The organism is Thauera sp. ZXT1-4, from assembly GCF_052598215.2.
The window spans coordinates 19,032-41,317 of record NZ_JBQWSN020000006.1 but is presented as its reverse complement, the minus strand read 5'-3'; the positions used below and the strand labels follow the sequence as shown (position 1 = coordinate 41,317).

Annotated in this window: 19 protein-coding genes; 9 read left to right on the top strand and 10 right to left on the bottom strand. The window is 67.3% G+C overall.

Annotation, left to right across the window (positions count from 1 at the left end; all coding sequences use genetic code 11):
- Positions 1-4 precede the first annotated feature (4 nt).
- The gene (gene thrH, locus ACUH78_RS06780; RefSeq protein ID WP_418363910.1) at positions 5-616 is read right to left on the bottom strand and encodes a bifunctional phosphoserine phosphatase/homoserine phosphotransferase ThrH; all 612 of its coding nucleotides are present in this window, start codon (positions 614-616) and stop codon (positions 5-7) included.
- Positions 617-816: 200 nt separating this feature from the next.
- Between thrH and ACUH78_RS06775 the strand changes: the two genes are divergently transcribed.
- The gene (locus tag ACUH78_RS06775; RefSeq protein ID WP_445333107.1) at positions 817-2,013 is read left to right on the top strand and encodes an HD-GYP domain-containing protein; all 1,197 of its coding nucleotides are present in this window, start codon (positions 817-819) and stop codon (positions 2,011-2,013) included.
- Positions 2,014-2,040: 27 nt separating this feature from the next.
- Here ACUH78_RS06775 and ACUH78_RS06770 read toward each other — a convergent pair whose 3' ends face one another.
- Entirely contained in the window at positions 2,041-3,972 is a 1,932-nt protein-coding gene (locus ACUH78_RS06770) for an ATP-binding cassette domain-containing protein (protein WP_418363912.1), read from the bottom strand.
- 100 nt (positions 3,973-4,072) lie between these two features.
- On the opposite strand from ACUH78_RS06770, the gene ACUH78_RS06765 reads away from it, so the two are divergent.
- Positions 4,073-4,780, top strand: coding sequence for a hypothetical protein (locus ACUH78_RS06765; protein ID WP_418363913.1), 708 nt, complete (start codon positions 4,073-4,075; stop codon positions 4,778-4,780).
- Between the two features lie 4 nt (positions 4,781-4,784).
- On the opposite strand, the gene ACUH78_RS06760 is transcribed toward ACUH78_RS06765, so the two are convergent.
- The 8 genes from ACUH78_RS06760 to ACUH78_RS06725 form a co-directional block, all read right to left on the bottom strand.
- On the bottom strand, positions 4,785-5,387 hold the full coding sequence (locus ACUH78_RS06760; protein WP_418363914.1) for a 2-hydroxychromene-2-carboxylate isomerase: 603 nt from the start codon (positions 5,385-5,387) through the stop codon (positions 4,785-4,787).
- 94 nt (positions 5,388-5,481) lie between these two features.
- Entirely contained in the window at positions 5,482-6,366 is an 885-nt protein-coding gene (locus tag ACUH78_RS06755) for a DMT family transporter (protein ID WP_418363915.1), read from the bottom strand.
- Between the two features lie 56 nt (positions 6,367-6,422).
- Complete coding sequence (locus ACUH78_RS06750) at positions 6,423-7,307, bottom strand: DUF6279 family lipoprotein (RefSeq protein ID WP_418363916.1); 885 nt, start codon at positions 7,305-7,307, stop codon at positions 6,423-6,425.
- 170 nt (positions 7,308-7,477) lie between these two features.
- A complete protein-coding gene (locus ACUH78_RS06745) occupies positions 7,478-8,182 on the bottom strand; it encodes a Z-ring associated ZapG family protein (RefSeq protein ID WP_445333108.1) in 705 nt (234 codons plus the stop codon).
- Positions 8,183-8,207: 25 nt separating this feature from the next.
- Positions 8,208-9,230 (bottom strand): FAD:protein FMN transferase, encoded by a 1,023-nt coding sequence (locus ACUH78_RS06740; RefSeq protein WP_418364089.1) that lies wholly within the window; start codon positions 9,228-9,230, stop codon positions 8,208-8,210.
- Between the two features lie 29 nt (positions 9,231-9,259).
- On the bottom strand, positions 9,260-10,216 hold the full coding sequence (gene gshB, locus ACUH78_RS06735; protein WP_418363918.1) for a glutathione synthase: 957 nt from the start codon (positions 10,214-10,216) through the stop codon (positions 9,260-9,262).
- 59 nt (positions 10,217-10,275) lie between these two features.
- The gene (gene gshA, locus ACUH78_RS06730; protein ID WP_418363919.1) at positions 10,276-11,574 is read right to left on the bottom strand and encodes a glutamate--cysteine ligase; all 1,299 of its coding nucleotides are present in this window, start codon (positions 11,572-11,574) and stop codon (positions 10,276-10,278) included.
- A 107-nt stretch (positions 11,575-11,681) separates the two neighbouring features.
- The gene (locus ACUH78_RS06725) at positions 11,682-12,149 is read right to left on the bottom strand and encodes an Lrp/AsnC ligand binding domain-containing protein (protein WP_418363920.1); all 468 of its coding nucleotides are present in this window, start codon (positions 12,147-12,149) and stop codon (positions 11,682-11,684) included.
- Between the two features lie 185 nt (positions 12,150-12,334).
- On the opposite strand from ACUH78_RS06725, the gene putA reads away from it, so the two are divergent.
- From putA to ACUH78_RS06690, 7 genes are all read left to right on the top strand, one after another.
- Positions 12,335-16,054, top strand: a complete 3,720-nt coding sequence (gene putA / locus ACUH78_RS06720; RefSeq protein WP_445333109.1) for a trifunctional transcriptional regulator/proline dehydrogenase/L-glutamate gamma-semialdehyde dehydrogenase — start codon at positions 12,335-12,337, stop codon at positions 16,052-16,054.
- A gap of 197 nt (positions 16,055-16,251) precedes the next feature.
- Positions 16,252-17,346, top strand: a complete 1,095-nt coding sequence (locus tag ACUH78_RS06715) for a branched-chain amino acid ABC transporter substrate-binding protein (RefSeq protein ID WP_418363922.1) — start codon at positions 16,252-16,254, stop codon at positions 17,344-17,346.
- A 144-nt stretch (positions 17,347-17,490) separates the two neighbouring features.
- Positions 17,491-18,405 carry an ABC transporter permease subunit gene (locus tag ACUH78_RS06710; RefSeq protein ID WP_418363923.1) on the top strand — a complete coding sequence of 305 codons (915 nt, stop codon included), beginning with the start codon at positions 17,491-17,493 and terminating at the stop codon, positions 18,403-18,405.
- Complete coding sequence (livM, locus tag ACUH78_RS06705) at positions 18,405-19,736, top strand: high-affinity branched-chain amino acid ABC transporter permease LivM (RefSeq protein ID WP_445333110.1); 1,332 nt, start codon at positions 18,405-18,407, stop codon at positions 19,734-19,736. The genes ACUH78_RS06710 and livM overlap by 1 nt, the downstream gene beginning before the upstream one ends.
- Positions 19,733-20,620 carry an ABC transporter ATP-binding protein gene (locus tag ACUH78_RS06700; protein WP_418363925.1) on the top strand — a complete coding sequence of 296 codons (888 nt, stop codon included), beginning with the start codon at positions 19,733-19,735 and terminating at the stop codon, positions 20,618-20,620. The genes livM and ACUH78_RS06700 overlap by 4 nt, the downstream gene beginning before the upstream one ends.
- Positions 20,620-21,333: an ABC transporter ATP-binding protein gene (locus tag ACUH78_RS06695; RefSeq protein WP_418364090.1), complete on the top strand. Its 714-nt coding sequence runs from the start codon at positions 20,620-20,622 to the stop codon at positions 21,331-21,333. The genes ACUH78_RS06700 and ACUH78_RS06695 overlap by 1 nt, the downstream gene beginning before the upstream one ends.
- Positions 21,334-21,372: 39 nt before the next feature.
- A complete protein-coding gene (locus ACUH78_RS06690) occupies positions 21,373-22,275 on the top strand; it encodes a DMT family transporter (protein WP_418363926.1) in 903 nt (300 codons plus the stop codon).
- Positions 22,276-22,286 lie beyond the last annotated feature (11 nt).

Sequence of the window (22,286 nt, the reverse complement as noted above, 5' to 3'; positions counted from 1 at the left end):
TGGATCAGCCGGCGCGGGCGAATGCCTTGTCGATCTCGGCGCGCAGCGCGGTGTAGTCGCGCACCACCGGATACTGCGGAAACTCGCGCACGACGTTTTCCGGCGGGTGGAACAGGATGCCGCCATGGGCCTCGCCCAGCATTGCGGTGTCGTTGTAGGAGTCGCCCGCGGCGACGACCTTGAAGTTCAGTTCCTTGAAGCGCTTGACGGCCTCGCGCTTCTGGTCGGGCATGCGCAGGTGGTAGTTGACCAGGATGCCTTCGTCGTTGGCCTCGAGGCTGTGGCAGAACAGCGTCGGCAGGCCGAGCTGCTTCATCAACGGTTTGGCGAACTCGTAGAAGGTGTCCGACAGGATCACCACCTGGTAGGTGTCGCGCAGCGCGTCGAGGAACGCCCGCGCGCCTTCCATCGGGCCCATGCTGGCGATCACGCCCTGGATGTCGGGCAGGCCGAGCTTTTTCTCCGCCAGGATGTTCAGGCGGTACTTCATCAGCGTGTCGTAATTGGGCTCATCGCGGGTGGTGCGGCGCAGCTCCGGGATGCCGGTACGCTCGGCGAATTCGATCCAGATTTCGGGGACCAGCACACCTTCGAGGTCGAGACAGACGATACGCACCGTACGCTCCTGCAGACGAATGAATGGAATGGCAAGGGCGCGATTCTAGCATTCGCCCGCTCCCCCCACGGGGACGCAACCATAGGTGCCTCCAATGGGCGCGGTTCGCATGAGGACTATGTCTCGGATCGGGCTTCTTTTCCTGTAGCAGGCACGAGCACTAAATAAGATAATTCTGCCAATTCCAGGCTCAATTCGTCATGATCAAACTTATCCCCATCGAAAAGCTCCTGCCGGGCATGTACATCCACGACCTCAATTGCGGCTGGATGGAGCACAACTTCGTGCGCAACCGCTTCCCGGTCAAATCATCGGAGATTGTCGACAAGGTGCGTGCGCTGGGGGTTCATGAGCTTTACATCGACACCAGCCGCGGGCTCGACCTGGAAGAGGCCCCGACGCAGGAAGAAGCCGCCCACGAAGTCGATGAGGCGCTCGAGGCGATCGCAATCGTCGCACCGGCCCAGCAGGCCTCGGTGCAGCACGAGGTCCAGCGCGCGCGCAATCTGCACAGCGAAGCCAACCGTATCGTGCGCGACATGATGGGCGACATCCGCCTCGGTAAGCAGATCCAGCTCGAGCAGATCGAGCCGCTGGTGGAGCGCATCGTCGACTCCATCTTCCGTCAGCAGGACGCGATGCTGCCGCTGGCGCGGCTCAAGGACCATGACGAGTACACCTTCCAGCACTCGGTCTCGGTGTGCGCACTCATGACGTCGTTCGCACGCACGCTGGAACTGCCGCGCGAGATCATCCACGAGATCGCCATTGGTGCCCTGCTGCACGACGTGGGCAAGGCCAAGGTTCCCGACCAGATCCTGAACAAGCCGGCCAAGCTCACCGACGCCGAGTTCGCCAAGATGAAAAGCCATGTCGTGCAAAGCAAGATCATCCTGCAGGGCACGCCGGGCATCAGCCAGATCGCGCTGGACGTGGCCGCGCAGCACCACGAGCGTTTTGACGGCACCGGATACCCGAACAGGCTCAAGGATGACGAGATCAGCCTCTATGGCCAGATGGGCGCCATCGTCGATGTGTATGACGCGATCACCTCGCACCGCGTCTATCACAAGGGCATGGCGCCCACCGAGGCGCTGCGCAAGCTGCTCGAATGGAGCAAGTTCCACTTCAACCCGACGCTGGTGCAGGCCTTCATCCGCGCCGTGGGCATCTATCCCACCGGCTCGCTGGTACGCCTCGAAAGCCGCCGCCTGGCCGTGGTGCAGGCGCAGACCCCCGAGAACCTGATGCAGCCGGTGGTGAAGGTGATCTTCCACACCCGCGGCTACTACCTGACGCCCGAGACGGTGGACCTGCGCCACTCGCAGGACCGCATCGTTGGTCACGAGGACTTCGAGGCCTGGAACATCGACCCGGCGCGCTGGCTGCCGGAATGAGGGGCGGCGGCCGGTCCCGCCGGCCGCTCAGTCGGCGGGGATCGCCTCGAGCGCCTCGTGCAGCTCCAGCCAGCGCAGCTCGGCTTCCTCGATGCGCCCGGCAAGCTCGGCCTGACGCTTGTTGAGCGCCGGCACCTCGCTCGCCTGCGGGCCGGTGTAGAGCGCCGGGTCGGCGAGTTGCGCGTCGATCTCGGCCTTTTCCTTGTTCCACGCCGCCAGACGCTTGTCGATCTGCTCGATCTCCTTCACCAGCGGCCGGCGCGCCACCAGGCGCGCCTGGCGGTCGGCGGCAGCCTGGGCGCGGTCGGCCTTGCGCGCCGCCTTGTCCGCCACCTGATCGGGGCAGGCCGCGGCGGCGGCGACTTCGGCGCGGCGACTGGCGAGCCAGTCGCGGTAATCGTCCAGATCACCGTCGAAGGGCTGGATGCGCCCGCCATCGACCAGCAGGAAGCGGTCGCAGGTGGCGCGCAGCAGCGCGCGATCGTGCGAGACGAGCACCATCGCCCCCTCGTAGTCCTGCAGCGCCATGGTGAGCGCATGACGCATTTCGAGGTCGAGGTGGTTGGTGGGCTCGTCGAGCAGCAACAAGTTGGGACGCTGCCAGATCAGCAGCGCCAGCGCGAGTCGTGATTTTTCGCCGCCCGAGAACGGCCCGCAGGGCGTCGTCGCTGGCGTCGAGGTGCCACCCACACCGTCGCCTCGGAAGTCGAAGCCGCCGAGGTAGTCGCGCAGCTCCTGCTCGCGCGTCTGTGGGTCGAGGCGGACCATGTGCTGCAGCGCCGATTCGTCCGGGCGCAGCGTTTCCAGCTGGTGCTGGGCGAAGTAGCCGGTGGCCAGGCCCTTGCCCTCCAGGCGGCGGCCGCTGGCCAGTTGCAGCTCGTGGGCCAGCAGCTTGATCAGGGTCGATTTGCCGGCGCCGTTACGCCCGAGCAGGCCGACGCGCTCGCCCGGGCGCAGGGTCAGCGTGATGCGCTCCAGAATCGTCTTGTCGCCGTAGCCCACCGCACCGTCCTCGATCTGCAGCAAGGGGTCGGGCGCCGGCGGTGCGTCACGGAAGGCGAAACTGAAGGGCGTGTCCACATGCGCGGCGGCGATGCGCTCCATGCGCTCGAGCGCCTTGATCCGGCTCTGCGCCTGGCGCGCCTTGGTGGCCTTGGCGCGGAAGCGGCGGATGTAGTCTTCCATGTGCGCGATGTCGCGCTGCTGCTTCTCGAACATCGCCTGCTGCTGGATCAGGCGCTCGCCGCGCTGGCGCTCGAAGTCGGAATAGCCGCCGGTGTAAAGGGTGAGCTTCTGCTGCTCGATGTGGGCGATGTGGGTGACGCAGGCGTCGAGGAACTCGCGGTCGTGCGAGATCAGCAGCAGCGTACCGCGGTAATCGCGCAGCCAGGCCTCGAGCCAGATCACCGCGTCGAGGTCGAGGTGGTTGGTGGGCTCGTCGAGCAGCAGCAGATCGGAGCGGCACATCAACGCCTGCGCCAGGTTCAGGCGCATGCGCCAGCCGCCGGAGAAATCGGACACCGGACGCTCGATGTCGGATTGCAGGAAGCCCAGGCCGTCGAGCAGCGCTGCCGCGCGCGCACGCGCCGCGTAGCCACCGATCTCGTGCAGGCGGGCATGCAGTTCGCCAATGTGTGAGCCATCGTGGGCGGCCTCGGCCGCGGCCAGCTCGGCCTCGATGCGGCGCAGCTCGGCGTCGCCGTCCAGCACGTAGTCGATCGCCGGCTGCGCCAGCCCGGGCGTTTCCTGGGCGACGTGGGCGATCACCCAACCCGGCGGCAGGTCGAGGTCGCCTTGGTCGGGGTGGAGCTGGTCGCGCAGCAGGGCGAACAGGCTGGACTTGCCGCTGCCGTTGGCGCCGGTGAGGCCGACCTTCCAGCCGGGGTGGATCTGCAGCGTGGCGGCCTCGATGAGGACCTTGGCACCGCGCGCGAGGCGCAAATTGCGAAGACTGATCACGAACGGATACACGGCCGCGGGGCCGCGGATTGAAGTAAAGGCGCTATTCTACGCGCCAGCCCAACCGAACCCGGAACCTCGACCCCGGAAACCAGCGCGCATGATGATCCGCCCACGCCCCGCCTCCTCCATGTCCTCGAATGGTGCCCGGCTTCCCCGCAGCCTGTTGCTCGTCCCGCTCGCCCTGTCCGCCCTGCTCTCCAGTCCGCTGCGGGCACAGACGGACGACGAGGCGCACCGGGCCGCCGAGCGCGCACGCGCCGCAGCGCTGGAGGCCGAGGGCAAGGCCCTGCGCGACCAGGCCGAGGCCACCTTCGAGGCCACCGTGCCGGGCTGTCATGAGAAATTCCTCGTCAACCGCTGCATCGACCAGGCGCGGAAGCAACGTCTGGAGACGATCCAGCGCGCCCGGACGCTTGAAGCCGAGGCCCGCGGCATCACCCTGCACGAGCGCCAGCGTGCTGCCGCGCATGCGGACACGGGCGGCAATGCGCGTTCGCTCACGCCCGCCACACCCAGCGAACTGCCCACCACAGCCCCAGCCGCCGCGCCTGCACCCGGTCCGGACGCGGGCATCGCGCCTTCCCCCGAAGCGGAGCGCATCCGCGCTCAGCGCGACGCCGCAGCGGATGCTGCGAAGGCCGAGGCCGCACGCAAGCGCGCCGAGACCGAGGCCCAACGCGCCAGCGAGCGCCGCAGCGCAGAGGAGGCGGCGGCGCGCCGCGCCCAACAGGCAGCTGAAGACCGCGCGCGCTACGACGAGCGCATCCGCCGCTACGAGGAAGAGCAGGCCGCGAAGAAGAAATAGGCACTCAACCCGACTGTCTTGCCCAGGCCAGGGCATCCTCCAGGCGGTCGTTGCCCCAGAACAACTCGTCGCCGACCCTGAAGCTGGGCGCACCAAACAGGCCAAGTTCGGCCGCCAACTCGGTCTGCCGGCGCAAGGCGAGCTTGTTGTCCTCGCTCTGCGCACGCGCCATGATCTCGGCGACCGGCAATCCGAGCGTGCCGAGAATGTCCTCGATCACGTCAACCTCGCCGATCTCGCGGTCCTCGGCGAAGTTCGCCGTCATTACCGCGCGCGCAAAACGCGCAACCCAGCCCTCTTCCACGCCAATCAGCGCCACCCGCGCGGCAAGCAGGCCATTGCGCGGGAAGCGGCTTGGGCGCCGGAACGGAAGTCCATTCCTGGCACACAAGCGCTCCAGGTCGCGCCACATATACCGCCCCTTGGGCGGATAGATATTGAAGGGCGAATCGTTCCAGCCCAGGGCGAGAAACACCGGCCCCAGCAGGAAAGGCTTCCACGCAAGCGCCACACCGGCCGTCTGCGCGGCCTCCTCGATGCGCATCACCGCCAGATAGGAATAGGTGCTGGCGAACTCGAACCAGAAATCGACGACCGGACGGGCCATGGCAAGGCTCCTTGCAGGGGACGAACTTCGTCACTATAGGCGAACACGCTCGCACGGCATCATGGGTCCGGCACGGATACACCGCCGGGAGGCTTCAGCGCGGCCGGTTCGCCACCCAGATCCCCGCCCCCACCAGCCCCAGCGCGGCAAACACCGCTGGCGTCAGCGGCTCACCCAACAGCAGTCCGCCCGCGAGCACCCCCATTACCGGCGTGAGGAAGGAGAACGACGACAGGCGCGTCGCAGGGTACTGCCGGATCAGCCAGAACCAACCCAGGTAGGACGCACCGGCCACGATGAAGGTCTGGAAGAAGAGGCTCGTCCAGACCGCAGGCGTCGGCGCGAACACGCCGGGTTCGCCGAGCACGATCGACAGCAATGGCAACCCCAGGCCCGACACCGTGAGCTGATAGAGCAGGGTCTTCTCGGCCGATACGCGCGCCAGCACGCTCGCCTTCACCGTCAGCGTGGTCGCAGCCCAGAACACCGCAGCCAGGACGATCATCAGATCGCCGATCCACGAGGCGCCGACCGGCGCGAGCAGATGCTCGCCGAACAGGACCAGGATGCCCATGAACGCCAGCGCCATACCCGCCCACTGCGCCTTGCGCATCTGCTCGAGCGGCAGCAGCCAGCGCGCACCGAGCGCGACGAAGAAGGGCGCGGTGTACAGGAAGATGACACCCCGCGAGGCAGTGGTGAACTGCAGCCCGAGAAAGATCAGCGCGAACTCGGCCGCGAACAGCGCGCCGGCCAGCACCCCGGGCCACAGGCTGCCATCGCGCGCCAGCAGGGGCACACCGCGCAGACGCGACCACAGCAGGACGATCAGCGCAGCGCCTATCGAACGCAGCCCGGCCTGCCACACCGGTGATATCCCCGCGATGGCGAGCTTGATCGCAACCTGCTGCAAGCCCCAGATGGTGCAGAACAGCAGCATCATGCCGATGGCGAGGCGGTCGAGTTCGGTCTTGTGCATGGGAAGCATGCCGGGCTGCGGCGTGGCCGGACAAGGGGCGTCCGGAAAGGACCGGATTATGGGCTGCCGGCGCCGGAAACGCGAACAGGCTCCGTACAGGCCATGCTTTCGAACTGACTGGCAAGCGCATCGACCTCGCCCAGCAGGCGGCGGCGTTGCCCCGTGTCCGCCTCATTGAACAGATCGGCCAGCAGTTGCAGGGTCAGCGCCCGGTTGCGCGCCTGCCGCTCGCGATGTGCGGGCGGCAGGCGCGCCTCGTCCGGCAACAGCAGGGGGCGGATGTGGGACGACAGGGCGGCGGCATCCGCTCCGGTGCGCAGGACGTCTACCAGCGCAGACTGGCGTCGCTCGCGGTCGAGCAGCCACGTCTCGGTCGTCGGCAGCAACGCACGGCTCCACGCTTCGACACGCCCGCGCTGCTGCGGGCTCAACGCGCCCAGCCAGCGATGAAGGCGCTTCTGCATGCGCTTCACACGCGCCGCGTGCTGCTCTGCCTCGCTACCGGAGAGGTAGTCCTGCCGCGCATCTGCCATGCGCCGCTGCAGCGAGACATCGAGTTCGTCGACCTGGGCGGGAGAAAGGCCGGCAAGCAGGGCGCCGGCGTCCGGCATCAGCGCGCCAAGCACCGCCCGCCACCAAGCCTCCCCACGCCGGAGGAAGACCTCGAGCTGCGCCGCGTCGACGCGATCGCTCGAGAACAAGGTCTGCGCATCTCGCAGACCCGCGGCATAGTCGGCAAGCTGGGTGCGGCAGTGCCACGTCAGCTGGACGGCGAGGCGGCGGTAGAGGTCACTCCGCTGCCCCGCGTCCAGGGTCACGAAATCACGCACGTACCACGGCACCAGCCAGTCCAGCTTGCCGTAGGCAAAACGCAGACTGCATCCCCCGAGCAGGAGGACGGCGAGCAGGATCACAAGTAGCGCACGGAGCGTCTTCGGCATGGTGGAGAGACGCTGCCGCACGGGGGAAGTTCTCTGGCGCCATACTTTGCGGCGCAGCCGGTGCAGCACGCGCGGGCGTATTTCCGCCAGCGGACGCGTTCCCTCCCGCACCCGGCCCGCAGGGCCGGCGACGGGGCGTGAACCTGTACGGTCGGGCGGGCGCGAGTGGCTTAGCGGGCGTCCTGCCGCTCATCCGCGGCCTGGACGCCGGCCGCCTCATTGGTGCTGCGATCCGCAGCATCGGCAACCGGCTCCACCGCGGCACGCTCCACATCCTCGGCAGCTTGGGCAGACGTGTCGCTGGGAGCCTCTCCTGCAGCCGTCGCCGAAGCCTCCTCGGGCGCAGACTGCCCGCCCGCTGCGACGCCTTCAGCCATAGCGCTTTCATCCGCGGCACCCTTCGCGGCCTCGCTGTCCTGCGCGGTTGCAGCAGCAGCTTCAGCGCCGACATCGGCTGCCACAGACTCAGCCTCGACCGCAGTCGCAGCAACTGCCGCACCGGCGGCAGCCCCTGCGATGAGTTTGCCAGCCTGCTCGTCCGCACCCTGGGCCGTACCCACCAGCAGTGCATCCACGCGCTGCTGGAAAAGCTCGCGCGCCGATCCGGTAGACAGCTTCTCGTAGCCGGAAGACAGATGCTGAAACAGCTCCTTGTAGCCGCCAGCCATCGACACGAACAGCGTGGCGGTCTTGTCGAAGTGCGCCTCGACCTCCTTGCGATAGCCCTCGACCTCTTCCTGCTTGCTCCGGAGTTCGGTTTCGAGTTGATCGATACGCTCCTTCGTACCGGCCGACTTGCGACCGATGAAGAAAGCGACGATGCCGACGATGACGACGGCAGAGATTGCGATCAACCAGGCGGTTTGCGGTGTCATGTTCATCTTCTTCCTCCCTTGCTTTTCAATCGATGACCGTCGCCTCCACGGGCGACATGAACTGCAGGCGCGCTCGGAGCGCACGCGTTACCTCGACCCGCCCATCGGCAGCGATGCGCAACGCGTGTTCGATACCGAAACGGCGTGTATGTTCTCGCCACGCATCACCGGCAAGGTAAGCCGGCTTGCTCGGCGCATCGGAGAGCGTGCCGGCGCCCTCGCGCGGAGAGATCAGGATGGTGAGCGCCTGAGTGCCATGCGCAGGCTGGCCGGTGCGCGGATCCAGAAGATGCGAGAAGCGCTCGCCGTCGAGTTCGAAGTAGCGCTGATAGTCTCCGGAGGTGCCTACCGCTTCTCCATCGTACAACGGCAGGGTGGCGATGGGCGCGGGCATGCGCGGATGCTGGACGCCGATGCGCCACGGCTGGTCGCCCTTGCGGCCCAGCGCCATGACATTGCCGCCGATGTTGATGAGCGCATTGTTCACCCCGTTCTCGCGCAGGATGGCCGCGGCACGATCGAGCGCGTAGCCCTTGGCGTATCCGCCCAGATCGAGCTGCACCGCCGGGTTGCGGCTGCTCACGCGGTTTCCCTCGATGTGCAGGTCGTCCATGGACGGACGCGTCTGCAGCAGGGCTTCGAGCGCCGCCGGGTCGGGCCGCTGTGGCACGAAGGTGTCCGTGTGAAACCCCCAGAGCGCGATCAGCGCGCCAAGCGCCGGATTGAACAGCCCATCACCGGTGGCGGCGATGTGCTGGGCATCAGCCAGCATTGCGGCCAGCTCGTCAGACACGTCCGCCGTTTCGCCACGGGCCAGCGCAGCGTTCAGCGCGGTGAGCTCAGACGGCTCCCAGGCATGGTAGGCGCGGTGCAGGCGGTCGAATTCGCGCAGCACGGCGTAGGCCGCCGCATCGGCCGCTTCCTGGCTGTCGCCATACACCGCGACATCGACCCGCGTGCCGAAGACATACGCCTCATGCCGGAACACCTCCGCGCGCGAGCAGGCTGCGAGCAGTACGGCAACCAGCAGCAGCCCGACCCCGCGCATCACCGCCGGGAATGAATCGACGGTGATGCTCAGGCGCACGCCTGTTCCAGCGTGTCGACCACCAAGCCGGCGACATCGAAGCCTTGCTGGGCATGAATCTCGACCATGCAGGTCGGGCTGGTGACGTTGATCTCGGTGAGGTAGCCGCCGATCAGGTCCAGGCCGATGATGAGCAGACCCCGCCGCCACAGGATGGGGGCGAGGTATTCGGCAATCTCGCGCTCACGCTGCGTGAGCGGCATCGCCACGCCGCGCCCGCCCGCGGCCAGGTTGCCGCGCGTCTCACCGGCCCGGGGGATGCGCGCCAGCGAAAAGGGCACGACCTGGCCGCCGATGATCAGCACCCGCTTGTCACCCTCGGCGATCTGGGGCAGGTAGCGCTGTGCCATGATCGTGCGCGCGCCATCGTGGGCCAGCGTCTCGACGATCACGTTGCGGTTGGGGTCATCCGCACGCACGCGGAAGATCTGGCTGCCGCCCATGCCGTCGAGCGGCTTGAGGATGACGTCGCCGAGTTCGTCGATGAAGGCGTGAATGTCCACCGGGTCGCGCGCCACCAGCGTGGTCGCGGTGAACTGCGGGAATTCGGTGATCGCGATCTTCTCGGAATGGTCGCGCACCGCACGCGGGTCATTGAACACCCGCACGCCGGCCTGCGCCGCACGCTCAAGCAGCCAGGTGGCGGTGACGTACTCGAAGTCGAAGGGCGGGTCCTGACGCATCAGCACCGCGTCGAACGCCGATAGCGGCACGGCCTGCGCCACACCCGCCCGGTACCAGGCGGCATCGTCGTCACAGACGTCCAGCGGCACGCAGCCCGTGCCCACCACCACGCCTTCGCGCCAGGTGAGCCCCGCGCGCTGTAGCGACCACACCTCGTGGCCACGGCGCGCGGCGGCGCGCATCATCGCGATGCTGGAATCCTTGTAGGCCTTGAGGCCCTCGAGCGGATCCAGGATGAAGAGGAGCTTGAGCTTGCGGTTCATACCGTCCTTGCCTGCGTCAGTTTGCCGAAGCGGGGCGCCCCGAGGCGCCGCCGTCCCACTCACGCCATCAACGCCTCATCCGTCACGGGTTCGGTTTCCTCGATCTCGACCGAGGCCGCGAGCAGCGCGAGGCGGGCGACGACGCCATAGGCGTAGAAACGGTTGGGCGGCGCATCGGGTCCCTGCGCTGCGTCGGGCAGGGTGCAGCAGGTGTCAAAGGCCAGCGGCTTGAAGTGCATGCCCGGCGCGTTGAGGTTCTCATCGCGGCCGCGCTCGGTGTGCACGCGGTAGAAGCCGCCCACCACGTAGTGATCCATCATGTACACCACCGGCTCGGCGACGCCGTCCTCCACCGTCTCGAAGGTGTGCACGCCCTCCTGGATGATGACTTCCTGCACCTGCAGGCCTTCCTTCACCACCGCCATCTTGTTGCGCTGGCGACGATTCAGGCCGACGACCTCGGAGGCATCCTTCACCGTCATCACGCCCATGCCGTAGGTGCCGGCATCGGCCTTGACCACCACGAAAGGCTCGTCGGTGACGCCGTATTCCTTGTACTTGGCACGGATGCGGGTGAGCAGCGAATCGACCTGCGCCGCCAGGCACTCCTCGCCGGTGCGCTCCTGGAAGTTGATCTGGCCGCACACGCCGAACTCTGGGTTGATGCGCCAGGGGTCGATGCCGATCGCGGTCGCGAACTCGTGCGCGACGCGGTCGTAGCACTCGGCGTGCTTGGACTTGCGGCGCGAGTGCCAGCCGGCGTGCAGTGGCGGGATCAGCCACTGTTCGTCCAACCCCGTCAGCACCGCTGGAATGCCGGCGGACAGATCATTGTTCAGCAGCACCGCGCAGGGGTCGAAGTTGTCCAGGCCGATGCGGCTGCCGCTGCGGCGCAGCGGCTCCAGCGTCAGCGTGGCGCCGTTGGCCAGTTCCAGCACGGTCGGCTCGGCGATGTCGGGCAGCAGGCTGCCGATGCGCACGTCCAGGCCGGTGAGGCGCAGGATGGACACCAGCTTGGCCACGTTCTGCAGGTAGAACTGGTTGCGGGTGTGGTTCTCGGGGACCAGCAGCAGCTTGCTGGCATCGGGGCAGATGCGCTCGATCGCCGCCTGCGCCGCCTGCACGCACAAGGGCATGAAGGCGTCGTTGAGGTTGTTGAAGCCGCCGGGGAACAGGTTCAGGTCGACCGGCGCGAGCTTGAAGCCCGAGTTGCGCAGGTCGGTGGAACCGTAGAAGGGCGGCATGTGGTCCTGCCACTGGTCCCGGAACCAGCGTTCGATCTCGGTGGCGTTGTCCAGAAACTGGCGCTCCAGCTCCAGCAGGGGGCCGGTCAGTGCAGTGGTGAGATGGGGAACCATGAAGTGTCTCTTGAGAGCGCTGCAAACCCGGGCGGGGCAGCGAATGGATTGGCCGAAATATTACACCAAGGGCACGCGCGCCCATTGCGTCGAGAGCAAAAACCGGGTCACCCGAGAAGCGGACGCAGCGGTAGGCGATGCTCGTCCTTCACCGCCTCCATGACCACGTAGGTGTGGGTCTGCTTCACGCAGGGCAAGCTCGAGATCTGCTCACCCATCACGCGGCGATACTCGTTGATATCACGGGTGCGCACCTTCAGCAGATAGTCGAAATCGCCCGCGATCATCAAGCAGGACTCGATCTCGGGAATGCGCCGCACGGCCTCGTTGAAGCGGCGCAGATCCTGCTCGGTCGTGCTGGTCAGCAGCACCTGCACGACCACGATGTGGCCGGCTCCCACCGCCGCAGGGTCGAGCGCTGCATGATAGCCGCGAATCACCCCGGCTTTCTCAAGGCGGCGGATCCGCTCGGCACAGGGCGTCTTGGTCAGGCCAACCCGGCGTGACAGCTCGACGATGGACAGGCGGGCATCGGCCTGGAGTTCAGCGAGAATCTTCTGATCGATGCGATCCATTGCGGCGCAACAGGCGTTCTGCCTGCAAGTAGGGTTCAATTCGGGAATTATGACTTTATAAATGCAAATTTTGGAGCCATTAACTCCAGTTTTTCGCAAAGAATGCGGCCTATTGAAGACATGTGCGACGCGCTTCGCAGCCTCCCTGCACAAGCCCCTCGCAAGCCCCCGACGGAGCCCCGGCCGTGACACCGATCCAGACCCAGCCTTGTGCCGCCCCCATCGCCCCCAGCACGGCGGCCCTGCCCGAGCGCCCGCGGAGTGCGCTTCGCCTTGCGATCGACGCAGCCTGGCGCAGTCCGGAACCGGAGTGCATCCCCGGGCTGATCGAATCTGCCCGCATCCCCGATACCCTGCGCGACGGGGTACACCGCCTCGCCCATGATCTGGTGAGCGGCCTGCGCGCCACCCGCACCCGCTCCTCGGGCGTGGATGCGCTGATGAAGGAGTTCTCGCTTTCCAGCCAGGAAGGCGTGGCACTGATGTGCCTGGCCGAAGCGCTGCTGCGCGTGCCCGACAAGGCGACAGCCGACCGTCTGATCCGCGACAAGCTCGCCGACGGCGACTGGCGCGCGCACATCGGCAACAGCCCCTCACTGTTCGTCAACGCCGCAACCTGGGGCCTCCTGATCACCGGCAGACTGGTGTCGACCAGCAGCGAGGAGGGTCTGTCTTCGGCGCTCACCCGGCTGATGGCGCGCGGTGGAGAGCCGCTGATCCGCAAAGGCATGGACCTTGCGATGCGCATGCTGGGCGAGCAGTTCGTCACCGGCCGCGACATCGACGAAGCCCTCAAGCGCGGCCGCGAGCATGAGAAGAAGGGCTACCGCTACTCCTTCGACATGCTGGGCGAGGCCGCGATGACCGCCGCAGACGCCGAGCGCTACTTCAAGGACTACGAAAGCGCCATCCACGCCATCGGGCAGGCTTCGAAGGGCCGCGGCGTGGTCGATGGCAACGGCATCTCGGTCAAGCTCTCGGCCCTGCACCCGCGCTACACCTGGTCGCAGCGCGAGCGTGTGCTCGCCGAGCTGCTGCCCAGGCTCAAGACCCTGTGCCTGCAGGCACGGGGCTACGACATCGGCCTCAACATCGACGCCGAGGAAGCCGAGCGTCTCGATCTTTCGCTCGACCTGCTCGAGGCGCTTGCCACCGACGATGCACTCGCCGGCTGGAGCGGTCTGGGCTTCGTCGTGCAGGCCTATCAGAAGCGGGCGCCCTTCGTGCTCGACTTCGTCATCGACCTCGCACGCCGAAGCGGCCAGCGCATGATGGTGCGCTTGGTCAAGGGCGCATACTGGGACGCCGAGATCAAGCGCGCACAGATCGACGGTCTTGGCGGCTACCCCGTCTATACCCGCAAGGTCTACACCGACGTCGCCTACCTTGCCTGCGCGAAGAAGCTGCTCACTGCGCGCGACGTGATCTACCCGCAGTTCGCCACCCACAACGCACACTCGCTGGCAGCAATCTTCCACCTCGCCGCCGCCGACGGCCGCCCCTGGCAGCCGGGTGACTACGAGTTCCAGTGCCTGCACGGCATGGGCGAGCCGCTCTACGACCAGATCGTCGGCCGTGCCGACCGCCACCGCATGGTGCGCATCTACGCGCCGGTGGGCAGCCACGAGACCCTGCTCGCCTACCTCGTGCGCCGCCTGCTCGAAAACGGTGCCAACACCAGCTTCGTCAATCGCATCGTAGATGAGCGCGTGCCAGTCGAAGAGCTGATCGCTGACCCGGTTGAGCAGGCTGCGCCGCTTGCGGGCGCGCCGCATCCGAAGATCCCGCTGCCGGCCGAACTGTTCGGCGCACAGCGCACCAACTCCGCCGGCGTCGACCTCGCCAGCGAGCCGGTGCGCGCACGGATCGCCATGGCACTCGCCGCCTCGCGCACAAGCGCCTTCACAGGCGGGCCGGTGGTCGCCGGCAAGACTACCCCCGCTACCGCACTGCCGATACACAACCCCGCCAACCACCAGGACACCGTCGGCAATGCTGCCGAAGCAGGCGCCGACGACATCGAACAGGCGCTGGCCGCCGCCAGCGCCGCGGCAGCCGAGTGGGCCTCCACCCCGGCAACCGAGCGCTGCGATGCACTGATGCGCGCCGCCGATCTGTTCGAGCGGGACACCGACACCCTGCTCGCACTCGCAATCCGCGAGGCCGGCAAATCCTGGGCCAATGCCGTCGCCGAGTTGCGCGAGGCGGTCGACTTCCTGCGCTACTACGCCCAGCAGGCGCGCGGCTTCGATGCCGCCAGTCATGTGCCGCTCGGCCCGGTGCTATGCATCAGCCCGTGGAATTTCCCGCTCGCCATCTTTACCGGCCAGGCCGCCGCCGCGCTTGCCGCCGGCAACCCGGTACTGGCCAAGCCGGCCGAGCAGACTCCGCTGATCGCGGCCCATGCGGTGCGCCTGCTGCACGAAGCCGGGGTGCCGACCGCAGCGCTGCAGCTGCTGCCTGGCCGTGGCGAAACGGTCGGCGCCACGCTGGTGGCCGACACCCGCGTGCGCGGGGTGATGTTCACCGGCTCCACCGAGGTCGCAACGCTGATCAACCGCACACTTGCCGAGCGCGGTGGCGATATCCCGTTGATCGCCGAGACCGGCGGACAGAACGCGATGATCGTCGACTCCACGGCGCTGCCCGAGCAGGTGGTGGCCGACGTCCTCGCCTCCGCCTTCGACTCTGCCGGCCAGCGCTGCTCGGCACTGCGCGTGCTCTGCCTGCAGGACGACATCGCCGACGGCGTGCTGCACATGCTGCGCGGCGCGCTCGACGAGCTGGCCCTGGGCGACCCTGCGGACGTACGCGTGGACGTCGGTCCGGTCATCGACGACGACGCCCGTGCCGGCCTGGAGGCCCACGTTGCCGCGATGCAGGCGAAGGGCGCGCGCGTCACCCGCCTTCCCCTGCCTGCCGGGTGCGCGCATGGCACCTTCGTCGCACCGACCATCATCGAGATCGACGCGCTATCCGCACTCGGCCGCGAGCAGTTCGGCCCCATCCTGCACGTGCTGCGCTACCGCGCCGCCGAGCTCGACACGCTGATCGACGCGATCAATGCCAGCGGCTACGGCCTCACCATGGGGGTGCACACGCGCATCGACGAGACGGTCGAGCGCGTCGCCGCACGCGCCCATGTCGGCAACCTGTATGTGAACCGCAACATCATCGGTGCGGTCGTTGGCGTACAGCCCTTCGGCGGCGAAGGGCTTTCGGGCACCGGACCCAAGGCGGGCGGCCCGCTCTACCTGCACCGGCTGCTGGCCCGCACGCCCGGCCCTGCGCTGGCCGATGGCGCATGCACGGTGGGCGAGGACGAAGAGGCTCGCGCGGCCGACCAGGCGCTCGAACGCTTCCTGGGTTGGCTGGACGGCGACGGCCGCAGTCTGGTGGAGGGTGACGAACTGGCCGTGCTGCGCGACCGCGCCGATGCCTGCCGCGCGCGCAGCCTCAGCGGCCTGCGCCTGACCCTGCCCGGCCCCACGGGCGAGGAGGACAGCCTGCGCTTCACCGCGCGCGGCACGATCGCCGGCGTGGCCGGGCACCGCACCGGCGTGCTGCATCAGGTCATGGCCGCACTCGCCAGTGGCAATCACCTGCTGCTGGACGACAAGGCGGCCGCTCGCGCCGTGTACGAGGCACTGCCCCAGGCATTGCAAACCCGGATCACCCTCGATGCAGGCTGGGCCGAAAAGGCCATTGGTGCAGTGCTGTTCGAGGGCCCCGAGACCGAGGCTGACGCACTGCGTGTGCGCATCGCCGCCCGCAAGGGGCCCATCGTCCAGTTGCTGCAGCCCAACCCGGATTACGACCTCGCCCGCCTCGTGCATGAGCGCACGCTATCGATCAATACCGCAGCCGCGGGCGGTAACGCCAGCCTGATGGCGATGGGGGCCTGAACGCCCCCGGGTCCGCAGAACCTTCCCCCAGGGCTACACCCTAGGGGAAGTTCATCTCCGGCGAAGCCCCCGCAGCTAGGGCCAGCACGGATGGTAATTCCGGAGAATTCGCTTACCTTAGGCGGCCGCAAACGGCTCCGCACACGAGCCCGATGCCCGAACCAAGGCCATAACCACAGCCAAGAAGGAGACGTTTCATGAAGAAAACCCTGCTCGCAACCGCCGTGCTCGCACTAGGCGGCTTTTCCTCCGCCGCCCTCGCAGATCTTTCCGTGGCGATCGCCGGCCCCATGACCGGCCAGTACGCATCGGCCGGCGACCAGATCCGCAAGGGCGCGGAAATGGCCATCGCCGACATCAACGCACGTGGCGGTGTGCTCGGCGAGAAGCTCAAGCTGGAGGTGGGCGACGACGCCTGCGATCCCAAGCAGGCGGTGTCGGTGGCGAACACCATGGTCAACAAGAACATCGTGTTCATGCACGGCCACTGGTGCTCGAGCTCGACCATCCCCGCCTCCGAGGTGTACAACGAAGCCGACATCCTGATGGCCACGGTGTCGACCAACCCGCAGGTCACCGAGCGCGGGCTGAACAACATCTTCCGCATCATGGGCCGTGACGACCAGCAGGGCCTGGTGGCGGGCAGCTACATCGCCGAGAAGTTCGCCGGCAAGAAGGCCGCCGTGGTCGACGACAAGAGCGCCTACGGCAAGGGCCTGGCCGACGAGATGGCCAAGGCGATGGAAGCCAAGGGTCTCAAGCCGACGTTGCGCGAGGCGATCACTGCCGGCGAGAAGGACTACTCGGGCCTGGTCACCAAGCTCAAGCAGGCCGGCGTCGAGGTGATGGCCTACGGCGGCTACCACACCGAGGTTGCGCTCATCCTGCGCCAGGCCCAGGCCGCCGGCCTCGACCTGACCGTGATGGGCGGCGACACCATGACCAACTCCGAGCTCGTCACCGCTGCCGGCCCGGCTGCGGACAAGGTGCTGTTCACCTTCTCGCCCGACCCGCGCAAGAACGCCGACGCTGCCCCGGTGGTGGAGAAGTTCCGCGCCGCCAAGGTCGAGCCCGAAGGCTATGTGCTCTACGCCTACGCTGCCTTCCAGCTCTTCGAGCAGGCCGCCACCGCAGCCAAGAGCACCCAATACGCCGACCTCGAGAAGGCGATGCGTGGCGGCAGCTTCAACACCGTGATCGGCGAGCTGTCCTTCGACGCCAAGGGCGACCAGAAGGCGCCGGGCTTCGTGGTCTATCGCTGGCAGGGCGGCCAGTACGACTACGCGCAGTAATCACCCGCCCCGGACTGTCCGGGGCATCGGTCGCCCTCCGCCCACGAGGCGGGAGGCGACCCTGCAATCAAACGACAAGACGGCACCCGGCACCCGCATCGGCCACACCGGCGCGGGCGCCATCGTGCCTCCACGGGAGACATCGTGGCCTACGCACTCCAGCAACTGATCAACGGGCTCACGCTCGGCGCCATGTACGGCCTCATCGCCATCGGCTACACGATGGTGTACGGCATCATCGGCATGATCAACTTCGCCCATGGCGACATCTTCATGGTGAGCGCGTTCATCGCGATCACCGCCTTTACCATCCTCGCCGCAGCCGACGTGACCTCGATCCCGCTCGCACTCACCTTCGTGCTGATTGTGGCGATCTTCTTCACCTCAGCCTACGGCTGGGCGGTCGAGCGCACCGCGTACCGCCCGCTGCGCGGCTCGACGCGGCTGGCGCCGCTCATTTCCGCGATCGGCATGTCGATCTTCCTGCAGAACACCGTGCAGCTCACCCAGGGTGCGCGCGTCAAGCCGATCCCACCGGTGCTCGAGGGCGGCATCGTGCTGTGGGACAACCCCGCCTTCACGGTGCAGATCGGCTGGAGCCAGATGCTGATCATCGTCACGACCGTGATCCTGATGACCGCCTTCACGTGGATGATCACGCAGACCCCCTTCGGCCGCCAGCAGCGCGCCTGCGAACAGGACCGCACCATGGCGGGGCTGCTCGGGGTCAATGTGGACCGCACCATCTCCTACACCTTCATGCTCGGCGCGGCGCTGGCTGCGGTCGCCGGGGTGATGGTGACGGTGTACTACGGCGTGGTGGATTTCTTCATCGGCTTCCTCGCCGGCATCAAGGCCTTCACCGCCGCGGTGCTGGGCGGCATCGGCTCGCTGCCGGGGGCCATGCTGGGCGGGCTGCTGATCGGGCTCATCGAGTCCTTCTGGGCCGCCTACCTGTGGGCGGAATACAAGGACGTCGCCACCTTCAGCATCCTGTGCCTGGTGCTGATGTTGCGCCCCTCCGGCCTGCTCGGCCGGCCTGAAGTGGAGAAGGTCTGATGAGCACCATCGTCTTCGCCCGCCATGCCATGACCCCCGCCGAGCGTCTGCGCGACGCCGGCTGGGTAGCCTTCGTGGGTCTCATCCTCGGCGTGCCGCTGATCGGCCTGACCACAGTGGACGTGGGCGGGCGACTGGCGGTCGACACCCGCTTCGGCCTGCTCGCAGCCTTCGTCACCGCCGCCTTCGCGGGGCGCCTGTTGCTGCGCTGGGGCATCGACCACATGCGCAACCGCAAGCTCGCCCGCGAGCAGGCCAGCACCACCACCGCCGCGCAACGTGCACATGGCGCGCAGAAGGTGGTCAACATCCTGGGCTGGGTGGCGCTCGGCGCCTCGATCGCGCTGCCCATCGTGTACTCCGACAACCGCTATGTGGTCGACACCGCCACCACGGTGCTGATCTACGTGATGCTGGGCTGGGGCCTCAACGTGGTCGTGGGACTCGCGGGCCTGCTCGACCTGGGCTACGTCGCCTTCTACGCGGTGGGCGCCTATTCCTACGCGCTACTGTCCACCCAGTACGGCTGGGGCTTCTGGGAGGCCTTGCCCGTCTCCGGCGCACTCGCGGCCAGCTTCGGCATCCTCCTGGGCTATCCGATCCTGCGCCTGCGTGGCGACTATCTCGCCATCGTCACGCTGGGCTTCGGGGAGATCATCCGTGTGATCCTGGTGAACTGGACCGAATTCTCCGGCGGCCCCAACGGGATCAGCTCGATCCCGCGCCCAAGCTTCTTCGGCCTCGAGTTCACCCGCAGCGCACCGGAAGGCACACAGACCTTCGCCAGCTTCTTCGGCCTGGAGTTCTCGGCCATGCACCGGCTGATCTTCCTCTACTACCTGATCCTGGTGCTGGCCCTGCTCACCCACGCGTTCGTGTCGCGGCTGCGCAAACTGCCCGTCGGCCGCGCCTGGGAGGCACTCCGCGAGGACGAGATCGCCTGCCAGGCCATGGGCATGAACACCACCAACATCAAGCTCTCGGCCTTCGCCATCGGCGCCATGCTGGGCGGCTTCGCCGGGGTGTTCTTCGCCGCGCGCCAGGGCTTCATCTCGCCGGAGAGCTTCACCTTCACCGAGTCGGCGATCATCCTCGCCATCGTGGTACTGGGCGGCATGGGCTCGCAAATGGGCGTGGTGCTTGCGGCAACGCTGCTGGTGCTGATCCCCGAGTTCGGGCGCAACTTCTCCGAGTACCGCATGCTGCTGTTCGGCGCTGCGATGGTGCTGATCATGGTGTGGAAGCCCGGCGGCCTGCTGTCGCACCGCGAACCCACGGTACGCCTGCAGCCTGCGGGCGCCGCCGCCAGCGACAAGGAGGGCGCACGATGAGCGCACACGACAAGGGCACCCTGCTGTCGGTGCGCCAGCTGACCATGCGCTTCGGCGGTCTGACCGCGATCGACGATCTGTCGCTCGAGGTGCCGGCCGGCCGCATCACCGGCATCATCGGCCCCAATGGCGCGGGCAAGACCACGCTGTTCAACTGCCTCACCGGCTTCTACAAGCCGACCACCGGCACGCTGCGCCTGGCACATCCCGTGCGCGGCGAGATACTGCTGGAGAAGCTGCCCAGCCACCGGGTCGCGCGCGACGCCCAGGTGGTGCGCACCTTCCAGAACATCCGCCTGTTCCCGAAAATGACGGTGCTGGAGAACCTCATCGTCGCCCAGCACAACGTGCTGCAGCGCGCCTCGAGATTCTCCATCGCCGGGATCTTCAAGCTGCCCGGCTACCGCCAGGCGGAGAGGCAGGCGATCGAGCGCGCAGCGATGTGGCTCGAAAGGCTCAAGCTCACCCACCTCGCCGACCACGCCGCAGGCGACCTGCCCTACGGCATCCAGCGCCGCATCGAGATCGCACGTGCGCTGTGCGTCGACCCGGTTCTGCTGTGCCTGGACGAACCGGCGGCCGGCCTCAACCCGCGCGAATCGGCCGAACTCAACGAGCTGCTGCTCTACCTGTGCGGCGAACTGGGCATCGCGATCCTGCTCATCGAGCACGACATGAGCGTGGTGATGAACGTCTCCGACCACATCGGCGTGATCAGCTACGGGCGCAAGATCGCCGAAGGCACACCCGAGGAGGTCCGGAACAACCCGGAGGTGATCAAGGCCTACCTCGGCGAGGACGAGGAAGAAGCCGAAGCGGGCATCGCCGAGAAACTTGCCGAGGAAGGCATGACCGAGACACGCAAGGGGGGGCAGCCGGCATGATGCTCACGATGGAGGGCGTGCACGCCCATTACGGACATATCCACGCACTGCGCGGCATCGACATCGAGGTTCAGGTCGGGGAGATCGTCACCCTGATCGGTGCCAACGGCGCCGGAAAATCCACGCTGATGATGAGCCTGTTCGGCAACCCCAAGGCCAGCGCGGGGCGCATCGTGTTCGACGGCGAGGACATCACCCGCGTCCATACCCACGAGATCGCCCGTCGCGGCATCGCCCTGGTGCCCGAAGGCCGGCGCATCTTTCCGCGCATGACGGTGATCGAGAACCTGCAGATGGGAACGGCGCATGCCGACCCGGCGAACTACGATGCCGACATCGCGCGCGTGTTTGCGATGTTTCCCATTCTCGAGGAGCGACGCACGCAACGCGCCGGCACCTTGTCGGGCGGGGAACAGCAGATGCTCGCGATCGGCCGCGCGCTGATGAGCCGCCCCAAGCTGCTGCTGCTCGACGAGCCTTCACTCGGGCTGGCGCCGATCTACATCCGCAAGGTGTTCCAGATCATCCGCGAACTCAACCGCGACCACGGCATGACCATCCTGCTCGTCGAGCAGAACGCCAACCAGGCCCTGCGCGTGGCCGACCGCGGCTACGTGCTGCAGCACGGCGAGATCACCCTCGCCGGCACCGGGGCCGAACTGCTGGCGAGTACGGAAGTGCGTGCAGCCTACCTGGAGGGCGGGCACGCCTGATCGGCGATCATCCGCAGCCCTCCCGTTTCGCGCGAATCCATGTCCGACACCTCCCAACCCGCCCGCTGGCTGCCTTTCGTCGTCCTCGGCATCGGCCTCACCGCAATCTCCTTCGGCGCCATCTTCGCCCGCCTCGCCCAGGCTGAGGGTGTCAGCTCCCTTACCGTGGCGACCTGGCGCTTGGGGCTCGCGGCATTGATCATCACCCCGATCGCCCTGCTGCAATCGCGCCACGAACTGGCACGGCTCACCCGCAGGCAGATCGGCATGGCGCTGGTGGCGGGCTTCTTTCTCGCCCTGCACTTCGCTACCTGGATCAGTTCGCTGGAATACACCTCGGTCGCCTCCAGCACCGCGCTCGTCACCACCAACCCGCTCTGGATCGGCCTGGCTTCCTTCCTGATCTTCCGCGAGACCCCGACGCGGATGATGATCGGCGGCATCGCGCTGTCCTTCGCCGGCAGCCTGTTCATCTTCTGGAGCGACAGCCAGACCGCCGGCGCAGGCAGCAACCCGATGCTGGGCAACCTGCTGGCACTGATCGGGAGCTGGTGTTTTTCCGCCTACCTGTTGATCGGGCGCCGGCTGCGCGCCGGGCTCGGGTTGCCTGCCTACATCTGGCTGGCCTATGGCGCTGCGGCGCTGTTTCTCTTCGCCGCCAGCGGCGTGGGTGGGGTGGAGCTCATCGCCCTGTCGGGCACCGCCTGGCTGGTCCTGCTCGCAATGGCGGTGGGCCCGCAACTGCTCGGCCACACTGCCTACAACTGGTCGCTACGCTACGTGTCCGCCACCTTCGTCGCGGTGGTCACGCTCGGGGAACCGGTGGGTAGCGCGCTGATGGCCTTCCTCATTTTCGGCGAAGGCTTTGCGCCGCTGCAGTTCGTCGGTTTCAGCCTGCTGCTGGTGGGGATCTACCTGGCGGCAAAGGGCGAGAAGGGCTGAGCGCCTGGCAA